Annotated in this window: 18 protein-coding genes; 11 read left to right on the top strand and 7 right to left on the bottom strand. The window is 69.8% G+C overall.

Annotated features, from left to right (window positions below):
* Positions 1–242 precede the first annotated feature (242 nt).
* On the bottom strand, positions 243–872 hold the full coding sequence (locus HUW46_RS21665) for a type VII secretion system-associated protein (RefSeq protein WP_215549003.1): 630 nt from the start codon (positions 870–872) through the stop codon (positions 243–245).
* A gap of 60 nt (positions 873–932) precedes the next feature.
* Between HUW46_RS21665 and HUW46_RS21670 the strand changes: the two genes are divergently transcribed.
* Entirely contained in the window at positions 933–1,313 is a 381-nt protein-coding gene (locus tag HUW46_RS21670; RefSeq protein WP_215549004.1) for a sterol carrier family protein, read from the top strand.
* 1 nt (position 1,314) lies between these two features.
* Here the strand turns inward: HUW46_RS21670 and HUW46_RS21675 are convergent, their stop codons facing one another.
* On the bottom strand, positions 1,315–2,157 hold the full coding sequence (locus tag HUW46_RS21675) for an SAM-dependent methyltransferase (protein ID WP_215549005.1): 843 nt from the start codon (positions 2,155–2,157) through the stop codon (positions 1,315–1,317).
* A gap of 226 nt (positions 2,158–2,383) precedes the next feature.
* On the opposite strand from HUW46_RS21675, the gene HUW46_RS21680 reads away from it, so the two are divergent.
* The 7 genes from HUW46_RS21680 (at position 2,384) to HUW46_RS21710 (ending at position 9,169) form a co-directional block, all read left to right on the top strand.
* The gene (locus tag HUW46_RS21680) at positions 2,384–3,262 is read left to right on the top strand and encodes a helix-turn-helix domain-containing protein (protein ID WP_215549006.1); all 879 of its coding nucleotides are present in this window, start codon (positions 2,384–2,386) and stop codon (positions 3,260–3,262) included.
* A gap of 271 nt (positions 3,263–3,533) precedes the next feature.
* Positions 3,534–3,773, top strand: a complete 240-nt coding sequence (locus tag HUW46_RS21685) for a DUF397 domain-containing protein (protein WP_215549007.1) — start codon at positions 3,534–3,536, stop codon at positions 3,771–3,773.
* The gene (locus tag HUW46_RS21690) at positions 3,760–4,203 is read left to right on the top strand and encodes a hypothetical protein (RefSeq protein WP_215549008.1); all 444 of its coding nucleotides are present in this window, start codon (positions 3,760–3,762) and stop codon (positions 4,201–4,203) included. The genes HUW46_RS21685 and HUW46_RS21690 overlap by 14 nt, the downstream gene beginning before the upstream one ends.
* Before the next feature lie 116 nt (positions 4,204–4,319).
* Positions 4,320–5,858 (top strand): amidophosphoribosyltransferase, encoded by a 1,539-nt coding sequence (gene purF / locus HUW46_RS21695; RefSeq protein WP_215549009.1) that lies wholly within the window; start codon positions 4,320–4,322, stop codon positions 5,856–5,858.
* Between the two features lie 47 nt (positions 5,859–5,905).
* Positions 5,906–6,976, top strand: coding sequence for a phosphoribosylformylglycinamidine cyclo-ligase (gene purM, locus HUW46_RS21700; RefSeq protein ID WP_215549010.1), 1,071 nt, complete (start codon positions 5,906–5,908; stop codon positions 6,974–6,976).
* A 15-nt stretch (positions 6,977–6,991) separates the two neighbouring features.
* Positions 6,992–7,417, top strand: coding sequence for an alternative ribosome rescue aminoacyl-tRNA hydrolase ArfB (gene arfB, locus HUW46_RS21705; RefSeq protein WP_215549011.1), 426 nt, complete (start codon positions 6,992–6,994; stop codon positions 7,415–7,417).
* Positions 7,418–7,783: 366 nt separating this feature from the next.
* Positions 7,784–9,169, top strand: coding sequence for an IS1380 family transposase (locus HUW46_RS21710; protein ID WP_215549925.1), 1,386 nt, complete (start codon positions 7,784–7,786; stop codon positions 9,167–9,169).
* Between the two features lie 416 nt (positions 9,170–9,585).
* Here HUW46_RS21710 and HUW46_RS21715 read toward each other — a convergent pair whose 3' ends face one another.
* The 3 genes from HUW46_RS21715 to HUW46_RS21725 all read right to left on the bottom strand — a co-directional run bounded on the left by HUW46_RS21715 (position 9,586) and on the right by HUW46_RS21725 (position 12,771).
* Positions 9,586–10,389: a VanZ family protein gene (locus tag HUW46_RS21715; protein ID WP_215549012.1), complete on the bottom strand. Its 804-nt coding sequence runs from the start codon at positions 10,387–10,389 to the stop codon at positions 9,586–9,588.
* Positions 10,390–10,513: 124 nt separating this feature from the next.
* Positions 10,514–11,200 (bottom strand): response regulator, encoded by a 687-nt coding sequence (locus HUW46_RS21720; protein ID WP_215549013.1) that lies wholly within the window; start codon positions 11,198–11,200, stop codon positions 10,514–10,516.
* Entirely contained in the window at positions 11,197–12,771 is a 1,575-nt protein-coding gene (locus HUW46_RS21725) for a sensor histidine kinase (RefSeq protein WP_215549014.1), read from the bottom strand. Before HUW46_RS21725 ends, HUW46_RS21720 begins: the two co-directional genes overlap by 4 nt.
* Before the next feature lie 159 nt (positions 12,772–12,930).
* Here HUW46_RS21725 and HUW46_RS21730 point away from each other — a divergent pair, with 159 nt between their 5' ends.
* From HUW46_RS21730 to HUW46_RS21740, 3 genes are read left to right on the top strand one after another with little or no spacing between them, the layout of a single operon-like run.
* Positions 12,931–13,917 carry a Bug family tripartite tricarboxylate transporter substrate binding protein gene (locus HUW46_RS21730; RefSeq protein WP_215549015.1) on the top strand — a complete coding sequence of 329 codons (987 nt, stop codon included), beginning with the start codon at positions 12,931–12,933 and terminating at the stop codon, positions 13,915–13,917.
* Positions 13,914–14,432, top strand: coding sequence for a tripartite tricarboxylate transporter TctB family protein (locus HUW46_RS21735; RefSeq protein ID WP_215549016.1), 519 nt, complete (start codon positions 13,914–13,916; stop codon positions 14,430–14,432). Before HUW46_RS21730 ends, HUW46_RS21735 begins: the two co-directional genes overlap by 4 nt.
* A complete protein-coding gene (locus HUW46_RS21740) occupies positions 14,432–15,937 on the top strand; it encodes a tripartite tricarboxylate transporter permease (protein WP_215549017.1) in 1,506 nt (501 codons plus the stop codon). Before HUW46_RS21735 ends, HUW46_RS21740 begins: the two co-directional genes overlap by 1 nt.
* Here the strand turns inward: HUW46_RS21740 and HUW46_RS21745 are convergent.
* On the bottom strand, positions 15,898–16,785 hold the full coding sequence (locus tag HUW46_RS21745) for a Gfo/Idh/MocA family protein (protein ID WP_215549018.1): 888 nt from the start codon (positions 16,783–16,785) through the stop codon (positions 15,898–15,900). The two genes, HUW46_RS21740 and HUW46_RS21745, sit on opposite strands and share 40 nt — an antisense overlap.
* Before the next feature lie 316 nt (positions 16,786–17,101).
* Positions 17,102–17,959 carry a 3-hydroxybutyryl-CoA dehydrogenase gene (locus HUW46_RS21750; protein WP_215549019.1) on the bottom strand — a complete coding sequence of 286 codons (858 nt, stop codon included), beginning with the start codon at positions 17,957–17,959 and terminating at the stop codon, positions 17,102–17,104.
* Between the last annotated feature and the right edge of the window lie 52 nt (positions 17,960–18,011).

Here is an 18,011-nt window from a genome sequence, read left to right on the forward strand (position 1 = left end):
CACGAGCGGGTGTCGCCCGCGTGGCGGTTGGGGCGCCGGGGGGCGAGCGCCTTCGCGAGCGGGGATCACCCGCGGCATCGCACGCTCGGCAGGGGAAACCGGCTCATGGGGCACGTTCACGTCGACTCCCGATTCCGCGCGGAAACAAGTCTTCCGTGCGTCACGATGCCTCGATGGAGCCCCATGCGCGAACCGGGTGTAACCCTGTGGAGTGATCTTGCCTGGTGCGCGCGGCGTGTCGCTTAGCTCTTGTCGCGGTTCTCCTCGTCGAGGGCCTTGAGCAGGTGTTCCGCCGGGACGACGGCGGTGACGAGGTCGTGCGGGTTGATCGCCACCGAGTGCCCGCCGAGCAGGGCGACCATGTCCCTGCCCAGCACGGCGCGGGCGTGCGGCCATTCCTTCGGCACCAGCGACTTCGACGTGTACGCGGGCACCATGACCCTGCCGTCGGTGTTGTGGAACCCGATGACCGTGCGCTGCATCGGCGCGAGCGCGTACACGAACAGCGTGGCGTCGAGGATGACCTTCGGCAGGTCCTCGGCCGGCCGGTGGTCGGTGCGGACGAGCTGCAGCAGGCGTTCCAGGTCGTTGCCGGGTTCGGGGAAGCCGAGCGCCTTCGGCGAGGGGCGGTACCGGTCGTTCGGGTGGAAGTCCTCGACGACGTCACCCGCGGAGTTCACCGGGTACGCGCCGACGACGGCCCACGACGGCACCGGGCCGTTCGGGTCGAATGCCTCGTCGATCACGTACAACCAGCTGTTGGGGTTCGCCCGCGCGTTGCGGCGCATCTCCTCGGTGATCTTCGGTTTCCCCTGGCGTGCTGAGCTCGCGGATGGAGTCACCAGCCGGTCGGCCTCGTCCCGCTGCGCCATGTGCGTCCCTCGGTTCCCGCTGCGTGTCAACGAAATGTTCTGTCACTCTACTGTTGGGGGATGACGTCTCCGCGTTCGGTCGACCCCGGTGAGTTACGTGCCGCCGTGCTGGCCGTTTCCCCTTGGCTGGACGGTTCGGCGCCGGATCCGGCGCGCCCCGAACTCGCCAAGGCGGTCCGCCTGAGCCTGCGGGCGCTCGCCGCCGACGCGCCGGGCCGCAGCGTCGAGGTCAGGGTGCCGCCGTTCGCCGCCGTGCAGTGCGTCGACGGCCCGAGGCACACCAGGGGGAACCCGCCGAACGTGGTCGAGACGGACCCGCGCACCTGGCTGGAGCTGGCGACGGGCCGCCTCGGCTGGGCCGAAGCGCTGGAGGACGGCCGCGTCTCCGCGTCCGGGACGCGCGCCGACCTCACCCGCTGGCTGCCGATCGTGCGCGGCTGACCTAGTTCTTCCGCCCGATGCCGCCGGCGATCGTGCGCTGCGCCGCGTTGAGCTCCTTCAGCCGCGGGCCGTCCGGCCACCAGTCGACGCAGCGGACCACGCCCGGCTCGCCGTGCCCGCCGGAGGGAACCAGTTCCAGGTCGCCGAACAGCTCCTGGATCTCGGCCGTGGTGCGGAACGTGCCGGATCCCATCGGGCTGTGCAGGAAGAACTCCTCCATCCGCCGCGCGGTCGCGGACAGCTCGTCCTCCGGGTCGAGGAAGTGCGAGATCGCGACGTAGGAGCCCGACGGCAGCTTGTCGATGAACTCGCGCATGATCTCGGCCGGCCGCTCGTGCGGGCCGTTGTAGTGGTGCAGCGTGCCCAGCTGCAGGAACGCGATCGGCTGGCTGAAGTCGAGGTACTTGCGCACGGTGTCGTTCGCCAGCAGCGCTTCGGGCTCGAAGATGTCGTCCGCGACGAAGTGCGTGCGGTCGTTCTCCTCCAGCAGCGCGCGCCCGTGCGCGAGCACCACCGGGTCGTTGTCGACGTAGACCACGGTCGATTCGGGGTTGATCCGCTGGACGACGTGGTGGGTGTTCTCGGCGGTCGGCAGCCCGGACCCGCAGTCGAGGTACTGGGTGATCCCGGTCTGCCCGGCGAGGAAGCGGCAGGCGCGGATCAGGAAGCCGCGGTTCTCGGTGGCGAGGTCCTGCGCCTCCGGTGCGGCCTGCTGGACCCGGTGCAGCACCTCGCGGTCCACTTCGTAGTTGTCCTTGCCGTTGAGGAAAGCGTCGTACACGCGCGCGATGCTCGCCTTGGTCGTGTCGATGTAGACGGGTGCCTCGGACTCGGGCGCAGCCATCGCAGCCTCTCAGGGGGTTTCACATCGAATGTGTCGAATATCTCGGACCACACGTAGCGTAGGGGTGTGGACCGCCCGCGTAAACGTGGGCTTGGCCTTGACGGCGTGGTCGGGGCGTGTACGTTCGATAACCGGGCCGAATCTCGTGGTCGGCGTGGCGTGTCGCGCCTACGATCTGGTCATGGGGAGCCCAGCCAGTACGCCTCGAAACGGAGATCAACCGGCCATGACCTCGGTCAACCCACCCGCTGCCGACCAGGGCACCGGCCCTACCGCGCGGCGGATGGTGCTCGGGACGCAGTTGCGCCGCCTGCGGGAAAGCGCCGGTGTCACCCGTGCCGAAGCCGGGTACAACATCCGCGGCTCGGAATCCAAGATCAGCAGGCTGGAGCTCGGCCGCGTCGGGTTCAAGGAACGCGACGTCGTGGACCTGCTGACGATGTACGGCATCGAGAACACCGAGGAGCGCGAGCAGTTCCTGGAGCTGGTGAAGCAGTCGAACCAGCCGGGCTGGTGGCACCGCTACAACGACCTGATGCCGCGCTGGTTCGACGACTACGTCGGCCTCGAAGAAGCGGCTTCGCGGATCCAGACCTACGAGCTGCAGTTCGTGCCCGGCCTGCTGCAGACCGAGGACTACGCGCGCGCGGTGGCCAGCCACGGCCGCCCCGACGTGGCCGACGACGAGGTCGAGCGCAGGGTGGCGCTGCGGATGCGGCGGCAGAAGCTCCTCGCGAGGCCGAACGCGCCGCGGCTGTGGGCGGTGATCGACGAGTCGGTGCTGCACCGGCCGATCGGCGGCACCAGGGCGATGCGCGCCCAGATCGGTCAGCTCCTCGAGATGACGACGCTGCCGAACATCTCGCTCCAGGTGGTGCCGTACCGGTTGAGCGGTTACTCGGCCGAAGGCGCGTTCACGCTGTTGCGCTTCCTCGAAGAGGAGCTGCCGGACATCGTGTACCTGGAGTTCCTGAGCGGCGCGCTCTACCAGGAGAAACCGGACGAGATCGAGACCTACAGCCGCGCGCTGGACAGGCTCGCGGTCGACGCGGAGACGCCGGAACGCACGCGCCAGACGTTGTCGAAGCTGCGCGCCGAACTCTGAGGCCTGGCACGGGCCGCTGCGGACAGCGACTAGTGCGCTCACGAACCGTAGCCAATTCCGGTCACTATTCGTAGTTCTCGTTCCGCCGGTTTTCCTCGGCACTCACTCATACGTGGATTGTCGATCACGCCGTTCCTCACTGTGCGAGAAGTTTTCGGAATCTTGCTGCACGTGCATTTACGCCTGCAGGTACGCGTGCTACCTTTTCGATCACAGGCAAATGCACGTGCAGATGCATCCCCCGGGTATCACGTCGGGAAAGGTGGGGATCATGGCGGAACGGTTCAGCAACGGCATGTCGTCCGAGCTGCTCGTCGGGGTCACCTGGCGCAAGAGCAGGCGTAGCGGCGCGCTCGGAAACTGCGTCGAGGTGGCGACACTGGATTCCGGAGAGATCGCGGTACGGAACTCGCGATTCCCGGAAGGCCCCGCGCTGGTTTACACGCGCGCCGAGATGGAGGCGTTCCTCGGCGGCGCCAAGGACGGTGAATTCGACTATGTCCTTCAGTAGTACCGCTTTTCCCCGCAGCGCGTTTCCCGAACCGGCGCCCACGCCGGAAATCGTTGATCTCGAAACCGGGCTGCAGCACCTCATCGAACGCGGTTTCCAGTTCGTCCACCCGCGCAACGCGGATGGCGAGGTGCTGGCCGTGGTCGGTGTCCGGGTGCACGACGGCATGGTCGACGTGGTGCGGCTGCACGCCGCGGACGAGGTGCTCGCCACCCGCATCCCGGCAGGCGAGGACATCCTCGAGCCGGCGACGGTGCTGTGGCAGGCGACCGGGTCCGTGCAGGCGGTACTGGAGCAGGTGCTGTCGCTGCCGGAGGACCACGTCCCCGGCGCGGCGGAAGACGAGGTACCCGGTCGTGGCGACGCGCCGGTGAACGGGTGCTGGGTCCCGGGTTCGCCTGGGCGGGCGAAATGGCTTCAGGCTTCCTGAAACCCGAGGGGGAGACCCCGTACGGAGTGGTCAGAGCCACTGCGTACGGGGTCTGATCCACTCCGTCACCGTTTACACTGGTGACGCAGCCAGCCCTCGTTCTCAGGAGCTCTTCGGTGCTTTCCGACCAGTCATCCACTGGACCTGTCCTCACCGACCAGCCCGACCCCGAGCCCCGCGAGGAGTGCGGCGTCTTCGGCGTCTGGGCTCCGGGTGAAGAGGTCGCGAAGCTGACCTACTACGGCCTGTACGCGCTGCAGCACCGCGGGCAGGAAGCCGCGGGCATCTCGGTGTCCGACGGCTCGCAGATCGTCGTGTTCAAGGACCTCGGGCTCGTCAGCCAGGTGTTCGACGAGCAGGTCCTGCAGTCGCTCCAGGGGCACATCGCGGTCGGCCACTGCCGGTATTCGACCACCGGCTCCACCATCTGGGAGAACGCGCAGCCGATCTTCCGTACCACCGAGACCGGCAGCGGGCTTTCCTTCGCGCACAACGGAAACCTGGTCAACACCGCCGAGCTGCGCCAGCGCACCGTCGAAGCCGGGCTCAAGCCGCACGCCGGGCTCACCGGGTCGTCGAGCGACTCCGACCTCGTGTGCGGCCTGCTCGCGGCGAACGCGGCCGACAAGGGCATCGAGGCCGCCGCGCTCGACCTGCTGCCGACCCTGCGCGGCGCGTTCTGCCTCGTCTTCGCCGACGAGTCCACGTTGTACGCGGCGCGCGACCCGCACGGCGTGCACCCGCTCGTGCTGGGCAGGCTCGAACGCGGCTGGGTGGTCGCCAGCGAAACCGCCGCGCTCGACATCGTCGGCGCTTCGTTCGTGCGCGAGGTCGAGCCGGGCGAGCTGATCGCGATCGACGCGGAGGGCCTGCGCTCCACGCGGTTCGCGAACCCGGAGCCGAAGGGCTGCGTGTTCGAGTACGTCTACCTGGCACGCCCCGACACCACGATCGCCGGGCGCAGCGTGCACGCCACCCGCGTCGACATCGGCAGGCGGCTGGCCGCCGAGCACCCCGCGGACGCCGATCTGGTGATCCCGGTGCCGGAGTCCGGCACGCCCGCGGCCATCGGGTACGCGCAGGGCTCCGGTATCCCGTACGGCTCCGGCCTGGTGAAGAACGCCTACGTGGGGCGCACCTTCATCCAGCCGTCGCAGACCATCCGCCAGCTCGGCATCCGGCTCAAGCTGAACCCGCTGCGCGAGGTCATCCGCGGTAAGCGCCTGGTCGTGGTGGACGATTCGATCGTGCGCGGCAACACCCAGCGCGCGCTCGTGCGCATGCTCCGCGAAGCGGGGGCGCTGGAGGTGCACGTGCGGATCGCGTCGCCGCCGGTGCGTTGGCCGTGCTTCTACGGCATCGACTTCGCCTCGCGCGCGGAGCTGGTCGCGAACGGCGTGGACGCGGACGGGATCCGCCGCTCCATCGGCGCCGATTCGCTCGGCTACGTCTCGCTGGACGGCCTGGTCGCCGCCTCCGAGCAGCCGCGCACCCGGCTGTGCACGGCGTGCTTCAGCGGCGAGTACCCGATCGCGCTGCCGGAGGACGCCCTCATCGGCAAGCACCTGCTGGAGAGCCTGGAAGCGGCGGACGGGGCGGGCCAGCCGGTCACGCCAGCCGGGTACGGTGCCGAAGACGCCGTCCGGCGCCCGTAGCATCTTCCGCTCAACCCTTCGAACTTCCAGGATGGAGTGCGCTTGCCGTGAGCGAGTCCACGAGCGCCACCTACGCCGCCGCCGGGGTCAGCATCGACGCCGGTGACCAAGCCGTCGAGCTGCTCAAGCCGCACGCACAGCGGGCGAGCAGGCCCGAGGTGCTCGGTGGGGTCGGCGGTTTCGCGGGGCTGTTCTCGCTGAAGCTCGACCGCTGGAAGGAGCCGGTGCTCGCTTCGTCGACAGACGGTGTCGGCACCAAGCTCGCGGTCGCGCAGACCCTCGACAAGCACGACACGATCGGCATCGACCTGGTGGCGATGGTCGTCGACGATCTCGTGGTCACCGGCGCCGAACCGCTGTTCCTGCAGGACTACATCGCGGTCGGGAAGGTGCACCCGGAGAAGATCGCGGCGATCGTCGGCGGGATCGCCGAAGGCTGCGTCCAGGCGGGCTGCGCGCTGCTCGGCGGCGAGACGGCCGAGCACCCCGGGCTGATGGGCGAGCACGACTACGACGTGTCGGCCACCGGCGTCGGCGTCGTCGAGGCGGCGGACCTGCTTTCGCCGGAGAACGTGCGCCCCGGTGACGTGGTGATCGGGTTCGGCTCGTCGGGGCTGCACTCCAACGGGTACTCGCTGGCGAGGCACGTGCTGCTGGAGATCGCCAGGATGCCGCTCGACGGGCACGTCGAGGAGTTCGGCCGCACCCTCGGCGAGGAACTGCTCGAACCGACCAAGATCTACGCGAAGGACTGCTTGGCGCTGGCCGCCGAGGCCGAGGTGCGCACGTTCGCGCACATCACCGGCGGCGGGCTGGAGGCGAACCTCGCCAGGGTCATGCCGCGCGGGCTGACCGCGGCGCTCGAACGGGGCAGCTGGACTCCCGCGCCGGTGTTCGCGCTGATCGCGCAGCGCGGCAAGGTCGAGCGCGCCGAGATGGAGAAGACGTTCAACATGGGCGTCGGCATGGTCGCGGTGGTCGGGCCGGAGGACGTCGACCGCGCGCTCGCCGTGCTGACCGCGCGCCACGTGCCGGCCTGGGTGCTCGGTGACGTGCGGCCAGCCGACGACGTCGACGGTCCCCGCGCCACCCTTTCCGGCGATCATCCGCGTTTTTAGATGTTGCGGTAGCCGATGGAAGACCTGGTGGTGAGTAGGTCGTTCGTGGTGCCGGACGGCGAACTGCGCGAACGGTTTTCGCGGTCGTCCGGGCCCGGCGGGCAGGGCGTGAACACCACCGACTCCCGCGTGGAGCTGTCGTTCGACGTGGCGAACTCGCCATCGGTGCCCGAGCACGTGCGGGCGCGGCTGCTCGAACGGTTGGAGGGCAGGCTCGTGGACGGCGTGCTGACGATCGTCGCCAGCGAGCACCGCGCGCAGCTGATGAACCGGGAAGCGGCGCGGGCGCGCCTAGTCAACACCCTGCGCGACGCGACCGCGCCGCCACCGCCGCCCCGGCGCGCCACGAAACCGACTCGTGGTTCGAAGGAACGCCGCATCGCCGCGAAGAAGCGGCGCGGCGACGTGAAACGCTCCCGCCGCACCCGCTTCGACGACTAGATGCGCACGTTTTCGCTTGTCCTCATAGGACATTCCCTTCGGGGCCGGGCGGTCCGGGATCTGGTGATGCCCTGAAGGTGGCTTTCGGGGACTTGAGCGCCCCGAAGGTCACTTTCGGGGCATGCGCGTCGCGGTGGTCGAGTGTGCGAGGGGTGGATTTGTGGCGTCTAGCGCCCCGAAGGCCACCTTCGGGGCATGCATCAGCCCGGGCCCGCGCACCCGCGAGGGCCGAGAAAATGGCGCTAGCCTGGGTGTTTCATGGGTGGTGGGGTGTCGTGGGGGTTGAATGCGCGAAAGTGCCTGTCCTGTAGGGGAAACTGGGACTTGTCTAGGGTCCGGTTTCTCGAACGGGAAGGCACTTCGCGGGTGAAGGATAGCAAGCGTTCTGGTCGGGTGAAGGTCAGCGCGGATGGTGCTGGTGTCGTGTCGCATGCTGGTGTCGGGTTGTTGCGGGAGATGGCTGAGGTCACGGGTTTGGTCGGGGCGGTGAACTCGGCGTTGGCTGATACTTATCGTGGTGTCGCGGTGCATGCGCCGGGGCAGGTGTTCGCTGATGTGGCGGTGGCGATCGCGGATGGCGCGGACGCGGTGTCGGGGATCGCGGTGCTGCGGGACCGGGAGGATCTGTTCGGGCCGGTCGCGTCGATGCCGACGGCGTGGCGGTTACTCGAGCGGATCGACGAGGCCCATCTGCCCGCGGTGCAGGCCGCCCGTGCCGCCGCGCGGCAACGGGCGTGGGAGGCCGGGGCTGCCCCGGACCTGTCCGAGGAGCTGTGTCTGGATTTCGATGCCACGATCGTGCTGGCGCACTCGGACAAGCAGGACGCGGCAGCGACGTGGAAGCACACGTTCGGGTTTCACCCGCTGTTGTGTTTCCTCGATCGCCCGCAGATCGCCGGCGGGGAAGCCTTGGCCGGGTTGCTGCGCCCAGGCAACGCGGGGTCGAGCACCGCGGCCGATCACGTCGCCGTGCTCGATGCGGCGCTGGCGGCGTTGCCCACCTACGCCCGGCCCCGCCCCGGCGACCCCGATTCGCCGCGGCTGCTCGCGCGCAGTGATTCCGCCGGGGCCAGCCACACCTTCGCCCAGACCTGCCGGGACCGGGGCGTCGGGTTCTCCTTCGGGTTCCCGGTCGACGCGCGGGTGCAGCGCATCGTCGACGCGATCCCGGCTTCGTGCTGGCATCCCGCGGTCGAGCCTGGGGACGGGATCCGGGACGGAGCCTGGGTCACCGAGATCAGCACCGCGATCGACCTGTCGAAGTGGCCCGAAGGGTCACGGCTGATCCTGCGCAAAGAACGCCCGCACCCCGGCGCGCAGCTACGATTCACCGACGCCGACGGGATGCGGATCACCGCGCTGCTCACCGACACCGCACCCGGGATCATCCCCGGCCAGGCCGCCGGGCTGGAACTGCGACACCGTCAACGCGCCCGGATGGAAGACCGCATCCGCGAGGCCAAAGCCACCGGCCTGCGCAACCTGCCCTGTCGCGGACTCGCCGAAAACACAGCCTGGCTACAGGCCGTGCTCACCGCGATCGACCTGGTCTGCTGGAGCCAACTGATCGGCTTCACCGACCAGCCCGACCTCGCCCGGATCGAGATCACCACCTTCCGTTACCGCGTCCTGCACGTCGCCGCCCGCATCACCCGCAGCGCACGCCAAACCCATCTGCGCATCGACCGGACATGGCGCTGGGCCCCCGCAATCGCCACCGGATTCCACCGCATCCGCACCGCTTTCCCCTAACCCACACCACCCCTGACCCGACAACCCGAAAGACCCCGGAGCAGCCGATACCCCAGCAGATCGGCAACTACAACCTGCCCACACCCAAAACCACACCCAACAACATCAACATCTCCAACATCAACATCACCTACAGATCACCATGAAAGACCGAGGCTAGAGTCCCCGAAGGTGGCTTTCGGGGACCAAAGCGGCCTCCGCCACTGATCTTGCGGAACACCCGCGTGGCACCCCGGCATCACTGTGACTTTCGGCGACCTGAGCGCCCTGAAGGTCACTTTCGGGGCATGCATCTCGCGATTTGCCGATCGGAGAAATGTTCCCGTCGTGGCAACAGATTCTGTCGGCGATGGTTTGCAACCGATTTGTCCACATCGGACTCTTCGGATGTGGCGCCGTGGCCGATCCGGTCGGTGTCACGGTCCGCCGCCGCGGCGCGGTGAGGGGATGACCGCGGGGGCGCCCGCGGAAAGGACACGGTGCGGGGAAACCCTTCGAGCACAAGGAGAAGCGGAAAGAACGTAGGTGGTGGAGCGGCGTACGGGACTCCCGAGCCGCGCCGGAGCGGGCGGCAACCACAAGACGTTCCCCGTGCTCGAAGCCGGTGGCCAGGTCGGCCGCGCGCACCTTCGCACGGGCCGGACGGGCTGGCAAGGGACATTCGGCCGTCTCGGCAGCGGGATCGTGACGGCGGCGTGCCGTGCCCGCGGTCGCCACCACGGCCTGCTCGTCGCCGCGCCCGCCGCGGCCCCGATGGTGTTGAGCAGCACGTCGTCGGCGGAGGTGACGCGGCCGGCGTGGATCAGGAACTGCAGCGATTCGACCAGCACGGACAACACCAGCGCGCAGCCGGCGACCATGCGCAGCGACCGCGCCCGTCTCAGCCGGAACGGCAGCAGCACCCCGATCGGGGCCAGCAGCAGCACGTTCCCGGCGACCTGCCACAGCGAACCGCCGCTCAGCGCGTCGCGGATGTCTTCGCCGGGCATGAGGTGCAGTTCGCTGCGGTCCGAATCACCGACGGGCACCGTCACCAGTGCCAGTGCCAGCCCGGCCGCCAGCGCGATCGCCACGTCCGCGGCCGCGGTCAGGCTGGCCGTGCGCAGCGGATGTCTTCGCCTGCGCAGCACGGTCACGAACGGCCACGCGAACATCGCGAGTGGCAGCGCCGTCAGCGAGATCGGGATCATCACCCCGAATTCGCGCAGCAGGACATCCATGGTGGTGCCTCCCCGAAAAACACGACTCCCAAGATCACCCTCGCACCGCGCGCCGGAATCGGCGCGGTCAGCGGCGGTACCTTTTCGGTGATCTTGAGCGGGGTTTCGCGTGTCGCCGATTTTGTCAATCGCGCCAGTGGTATTGCCGTTCCGGCCGCCCGGTACCGCCGTAGCGCAGGCGAACTTCGGCCTTCCCGTGTGCGGCGAAGTGTTCGAGGTACCGGCGCGCGCTGGGCCGGGAAAGCTCGGTCGCGATGGCGCATTCGGTGGCGGATAACCCGTCCGGGTGGTCGCGCAGCGCGCGTTCGACGAGGTTCGCGGTCTGCGCGGTCAACCCCTTCGGTAGCGTCGGTGCGCTACGGGGGCGCGCGCCGAACACATCGTCCACATCGGTCTGCGCGGCGGCTGGCCGGTCGGCGAGCCTGCTGAGTTTCCGGTGCAGTGCCCCGAAATGCCGCAGCTGGTCGGCGAGCGCGGCGTAGGTGAACGGTTTGATCAGGTAGTGCAGCGCGCCACCGCGCATCGCGCCGCGGATGGTGTCGACGTCGCGGGCCGCGGTGATCACCACGACGTCGGTGTCCACAGTGGAATCAGCGGCGCGCAGCTCGCGCAGCACCGCGAGACCGTCCACATCGGGCAGGTAGATGTCGAGCAGCACCAGGTCCGGCCGCAGTTCGCGGATCGCGCGCAACGCGTCCGCCCCGGTGTGCGCGACGCCGACGACCTCGAACCCTTCGGTGCGCGCCACATATCCGCTGTGCACCTTCGCGACCATGAAGTCGTCGTCCACCACCAGCACGGACACGGTCATGGGCGCGCTCCCTCCACCGGCAGCACGGCGGTGAACACCGCGCCGTCCGCATTGTGCACGTGCACCGAGCCGCCGCGGCGGACGCACGCCTGGCGGGTCAGCGCGAGACCGAGCCCCCGTCGCCCGCCGTGTTCGGCCGCCTTCGTGGTGAAACCGTGCGCGAACACCTCGGTGACGATCTCCGCCGCGACGCCGGGACCGGAGTCGCGGACCTCGACGAGCACTTCGCCGCCGTCGTGCCGGACCGCGACCGAGATCCAGTCACCCGTTCCCGGCGCCGTCACCGCGTCGAGCGCGTTGTCCACCAGGTTGCCGAGCACGGTCACCAGATCGGCGGACAGGGTTTCGTCGACGGCGCCGAGCGCGCTGTCCTCGGTGAGCCGCAGGCCGACGCCGTGTTCCGCGGCCACGCTGGCCTTCGCGATGAGCAGCGCGGCGACCGCGGTGTCGCCGATCTTGCCGGTGACCTCCTCGTGCCAGCGGTCCCGCGCGGTGCTCACCAGGTCGACGTAGCGGCGGACCTCGTCGTACTCGCCGAGTTCGATGAGCCCGGCGATCGTGTGCAGCCGATTGGTGAACTCGTGCGCCTGCGCGCGCAGCGTGTCCGTGGCGCGGGAGTTCGCGGCCAGTTCCTCGCGCAGCGCGACCAGTTCCGTGCGGTCGCGCAAGGTGGTCACAGCGCCCAGCGTGCGGTCGCCGCGCGCGATCGGCATCCGGTTCATCACCAGCACGCGGCCAGCCCGGAGCACGATCTGGTCGACCCCGTGCGCGCGCCCGCTCAGCACGTCGCGCAGCCGGTCGTTGACGTCCAGCTCGTCGACCCGGGTCCCGACGCAGTCCGGGTCGAGCGCGAGTAGCTCGCGGGCGTGGTCGTTGACGAGGGTGATGCGCTGATCGGTGTCCACGGCGAGCACGCCTTCCTTGATGCCGTGCAGGAGCGCTTCGCGGTGCTCCACCAGGCCGGTGATCTCCCGCGGCTCCAGCCCGAGCGTCTGCCGGGTGACCCGCCTCGCCAGCAGTGCCGACCCGGCGAGGCCCAGCACGGTCGCGATCGCGAGCAGTACGAGCGCGCTGCCGGGCGAATCGGCGATGCCCTCGAAGAAGCCCGGTGTCGCCGTGCCCGCGGCGACGTACCCGGCGACGCGGACGTGGTCGTCGATCACCGGCACGTGGGCGACGAGCGAGCCGTCGACGACGCCGACCCACGACCGTCCACCTGCGACGGTGCTGTCCCCGAGTGGCAGCGGAGTGCCGTGCTGGCCGGGATCGGGCGAGGTCAGCACCTTGCCAGCCGAGTCGGTGATGATCACGAAGTCGGCGCCGGACAGGGTGCGGGCGCTTTCGGCGAAGATCGGCAGCGGGTCGCGGCGCACCGGGTCTTCGAGCGCGACCCGCACCCCGCGCGTCGCCGCGACGTTCTCGGCGACCGAAAGCATGCGCCTGCCTTCGGTGTCGGTGAAGCTGTCGCCGGTCTTGATCACCGAGAACACCGCGACGCAGGCCAGCAGCGCGAACACGATCACGAGCTGCCAGCCGAGCAGCTGACGTGCGAGCGAGCCCTTCGCGCCCATCGCGGCCTCCTCCTCCGGTTGCGCGGCCCACTATCGCATTTCGCCCCCTTCGTCCCCGGTGACCACAATGACCACAAGTACCGAAACGCGCACAAGCGAGACATCCGCCGCGATCCGCTTCAGGATCCCGGCATCCCCAGGTCACAGTGAGGTGGCTCGATGCGAAACCCGAAACACTGGTTCGCGGTGCTCGGCGCGCTGCTGCTGGTGCTGTTCGTCCCGCCGCTCGTCTCGTCCGGTGGCGACGACGGCGGCGACCGGATCCGCGGCCTCCGCGTGATGGTGCCGAATTCGCCCGGCGGCGGCTACGACATCACGGCGCGCACCGCCGCGAAGGCCATCGAGGACGCGGGGCTGAACGGCACCACGGAGGTGTTCAACCTGCCCGGTGCTGGCGGCACCGTCGGCCTCGGCAGGCTCGTCAACGAACGCGGCAACGGCAAGCTCGTCATGTCGATGGGACTCGGCGTGGTGGGCGCGGTGTACACGAACCACGCGCCGTCGTCGTTGCGGGACACCACGCCGATCGCGAAGCTGACCGAGGAATCCGACATCGTGGTGGTGGGCAAGGATTCCCCGTACCGCACCATCGGCCAGTTGCTCGCCGCGTGGAAGGCGAATCCCGGCGGGGTCGCGGTCGGCGGCGGTTCGGCGCCGGGCGGTCCCGACCACCTCGCGCCGATGCTGATGGCGAAGGCGGCCGGGATCGCGCCGAAGTCGGTCAGCTACATCCCCTTCGACGGCGGCGGCGAGCTGATGGCCTCGGTGCTCGGCGGCAAGGTCGGGTTCGGGGTCTCCGGTATCGGCGAGACCAGGGACCAGATCGAAGCGGGTGAGCTGCGCGCGCTCGCGGTGACCGGGGCCGAGCGGGTGCCCGGTATCGACGCGCCGACGCTCAAGGAGTCCGGTGTGGACGTCGACTTCACGAACTGGCGCGGGATCGTCGCGCCACCGGGAATCCGCGGGGCCGACCGGGACCGGCTGGTCGCGATGTTCGGCAAGCTGCACGCCTCGCCGCAGTGGCAGGAAGCCATGCGGCGCAACGGATGGGCCGACGCGTTCGCCGTCGGGGACGAGTTCGGCGCGTTCCTCGACGCGGAAAGCGACCGCGTCGCGTCGGTGCTGAAGGAGCTGGGGCTGGCATGACCGAGTCTACTGTGGACAAACCGAAGTCGTGGTTTCGCGCGCATTCCGAACTCGGGATCTGCGCTTTCCTGCTGGCGCTCGGCGTGCTCGTGCTGACCGACGCGCTCCGCATCCCGACCGACTTCGCCCAGCGCGGGCCGGTCGGGCCGAAGGCGGTGCCGGTGGTCGTCGGCACGCTGCTCGTGCTGATCTCGGTGCTGCTCGCGCGCGACGTCCTGCGGGGCGGCAAGGGCGAGGCGGAAGGCGGCGAGGACGTCGATCTCGACGCGCCAGCGGACTGGCGGACGGTGCTCATGCTGGCAGGCGCCTTCCTCGCCAACGCCGCGCTCATCGACCTCGTCGGGTTCCCGATCTCGTCGGCGTTGCTGTTCTGGGGCGCTTCGTATGCCTTGGGCAGCAGGCACTTCGTGCGCGATCCGCTGCTGTCGGCCGGGATCTCGCTCGTCACCTGGTTCGCCTTCGACCAGCTTCTCGGCGTCTCGTTGCCGGGCGGCCCGCTGATGGGAGCGTTCTGATGGACTCGATCTCGTTGCTGCTGAACGGGTTCGGCACCGCGCTCACCCCGGCGAACCTGCTCTTCGCCGCGGTCGGCGTGCTGCTGGGCACCGCGATCGGCGTGCTGCCGGGCATCGGGCCCGCGATGGCCGTCGCGCTGCTGCTGCCGGTGACCTACGGGCTCGACCCGACGGCCGCGTTCATCATGTTCGCCGGGATCTACTACGGCGGCATGTTCGGCGGCTCCACCACGTCGATCCTGCTGAACACGCCGGGCGAATCCGCGGCCGTGGTCACCGCCATCGAGGGAAACCCCATGGCGCGCAAGGGAAAGGGCGCGCAGGCGCTGGCCGCGGCCGCGATCGGGCACTTCGTCGGCGGGCTCATCGGCACCACCGCGCTCGTGCTGCTCGCGCCGACGGTCGCCTCGCTCGCGGTGGACATCGGCGCGCCGGACTACTTCGCGATCATGGTGCTCGCGTTCGTCGCGGTGACCTCGGTGGTCGGGAAGTCCCGCGTGCGGGGGTTCGCCTCGTTGCTGATCGGCCTGACCATCGGGTTGATCGGGCTCGACGAGATGACCGGGCAGGCGCGGCTGACGTTCGGCTCGCTGCACCTGTCCGACGGCATCGACGTGGTGATTGTCGCGGTCGGGCTGTTCGCGGTCGGCGAGTCGCTGTGGGTGGCCGCGCACCTGCGGCACAAGCAGGCCGAGCCGATCCCGGTCGGACGGCCGTGGCTGTCCAAAGCGGACCTGCGGCGGACCTGGAAGCCGTGGCTGCGCGGGCCGCTCATCGGGTTCCCGTTCGGCGCGATCCCCGCGGGCGGCGCCGAGATCCCCACTTTTCTGTCCTACGTCACCGAAAAGCGGCTCTCGCGGCATCGCGACGAGTTCGGCTCCGGCGCCATCGAGGGTGTCGCCGGTCCCGAGTCGACGGCCAGCGCGTCGGCTGCCGGCACGCTCGTGTCGATGCTGACGCTCGGACTGCCGACCACGGCGGTTGCCGCGGTCATGCTCGCCGCGTTCCAGCAGTACGGCATCCAGCCGGGCCCGCTGCTGTTCGAGCGCGAGTCGGGGCTGGTGTGGGGGCTCATCGCGAGCCTGTTCGTCGGCACCGTGCTGCTGCTGGTGATCAACCTGCCGATGGCGCCGGTGTGGGCGAAGCTGCTGCGGATCCCGCGGCCGTACCTGTACGCGGGAATCCTGTTCTTCGCGAGCGTCGGCGCCTACGCGGTCGGCGGGAACGTGCTCGACCTGGTGCTGCTGTTCGTGATCGGGGTGATCGGGTTCGCGATGCGGCGGTACGGGCTGCCGGTGCTGCCCGCGATCATCGGCGTCATCCTCGGCCCGGCCGCCGAACAGCAGATGCGGCGCGCGCTGCAGCTCTCGGACGGCTCGCTCACCGGGCTGGTGAACTCGCCGCTCGCGATCGGGGTGTACGCGCTGATCGCGATCCTGCTCGCGTGGCCGCTGCTGCGACGGGCTCAGGCGGCGAGTGCGCGGGCTTCGTCCAGGAGGCGCTGAAGGTGCACGCCGCGGTGCACGTCGCACGGGTGCTCGGTGGTGCCGCTCGCGATCATCGCGGCGAAGTCGTCGAGCAGCGTCGTGTAGGACTCCTCGCGCGAGCCCGGTTTGCGGCCGAGCGTCCGATACCCGTGTTCCCCGTACACCGCCACCTCGACGACGGTCGGCTGCACGGGGAGCTTGAGCGAGAGCGTCGCCGTGCTGACCGCGCCGCCGTCGTGCTGGAGCATCAGGTGCCAGAGGTCTTCCGGAGTGCGGTTAGCGGCCAGAACGCGGTCGATCGGGCCGAGCGCGGCATCGAGGAAGTCCAGCGCGTGCGGCCCGACGTCGGCGAGCGCGCCGTCGTGGTGGCGCCAGGAGGAGTCCCGGTAGCCGTCGCCGAGCAGGGCGCCGGACAGCCAGCGCGCCGCCCCGCCCCGCCAGCCGCCCGCCGCGGCGAGCCCGGACAGCCATTCCTGCGCGGCCATCGTGTAGCGGAGCGTGAGCAGCACGAGCGCCGCCACTCCGGCGCCCTCGACCGCGTCGGCGAGCCGCGTCGCCGTGGCGAGGTCCGGCGCGATCGGCTTCTCCAGGATCAGGTGCTTGCCCCGTTCCGCCGCGAGCACGCCCAGCTCGGCCTGCACCGCGGGCGGCACCGCGAACGCCACCGCGTCGACCTGGTCCAGCAGCTCGTCGAAACTCGTCGACACGCTCGCGCCGTACTGCTCGGACAGGGGCCGCGCGGCCTCCTCGCGGCGAGCCCAGACCGTCGTCAGCGTCGTACCGGGGTGATCGGCCAGCCCGGGCGCGTGCGTCGAAATCGCCCACGGCCCAGCACCGACCAACCCGACCCTCAACGGCTCATCCATGGCGCGCATCTTGCCTCACCCGAACGCGACAACCCCACCCGCCCACCTGCAGTTCGCGGGCTAAACGTCGCCCGCCACCTACCCCAGACCCGCCCGCCTGCCTACCGTCCGAGTGCCGCGAGGTCCGGGCCGGAGGCCCGGCCATTGCCAACCTGACCACCACTGCGATCCGGTGCGCCCCGCGCGCCGGGAGCGTGCAGTCGCGCGCAGGGCCCCTGGGCCCTCTAAATTTGCGATGGCAGGGCGCACCCCGCGACCAACCGGCGGGTCACCTCGGGTGCCGCGCCCTGGCAGCGCAAATTTTGCCGCGCGATATTCAGTACGAGTAGAAGCCGCGGCTGGACTTCTTGCCGAGCAGGCCCGCGTCGACCATGCGCAGCAGCAGCGGGGGCGGCGAGTACAGCGGTTCCTTGAACTCGGTGTACATCGATTCGGCGATGGCCTTGACGGTGTCGAGGCCGATCAGGTCGGCCAGGCGCAGCGGGCCCATCGGGTGCGCGGTGCCCAGTTCCATGCCGCGGTCGATGTCCTCGGCCGAGGCGAACCCGGACTCGATCATCCGGATCGCGGACAGCAGGTACGGGATCAGCAGCGAGTTCACGATGAACCCGGCGCGGTCCTGCGAGCGGATCACGGTCTTGCGCAGCGTCTCGGTGGCGTGCGCCTCGGCGCGGGCGATGGTTTCCTCGCCGGTCAGCAGCGACGGCACCAGCTCGACGAGCGGCAGCACGGGCACCGGGTTGAAGAAGTGGATGCCCACCACGTGCGCCGGGCGCCCGGTGGCCATCCCGAGCTTCATGATCGGGATCGACGAGGTGTTGGACGCGAAGATCGCGTCCTCGCTGGTGACGATCTTGTCGAGCTTGGCGAACACGTCGAGCTTCGCCTGCTCCTGTTCGAGGATCGCCTCGACGACGAGATCGCGGTCGGCGAAGGCCTCGAGATCGGTGGTGAAGGTGAGCCTGCCGAGCGCGGCGTCCGCGTCGGCCTCGCTGAGCTTGCCGTTCTTCACGCCGCGTTGCAGCGACTTCTCGATGCGCGCGCGCCCGGCGTCGAGCGCGGGCTGGCTCACCTCGGTGACCGCGACGTCCAGTCCGGCCTTGGCGTGCACCTCGGCGATGCCGGAGCCCATCAGCCCGGCACCGACCACGCCCACCTGTTCGATACCCGGCATCGCTGGCTCCCTTGTCTGGTCATGGCGAAGAAGGACAGGGCGAGACACGAGG

The organism is Amycolatopsis sp. CA-230715 (assembly GCF_018736145.1).
GTDB lineage: Bacteria > Actinomycetota > Actinomycetes > Mycobacteriales > Pseudonocardiaceae > Amycolatopsis.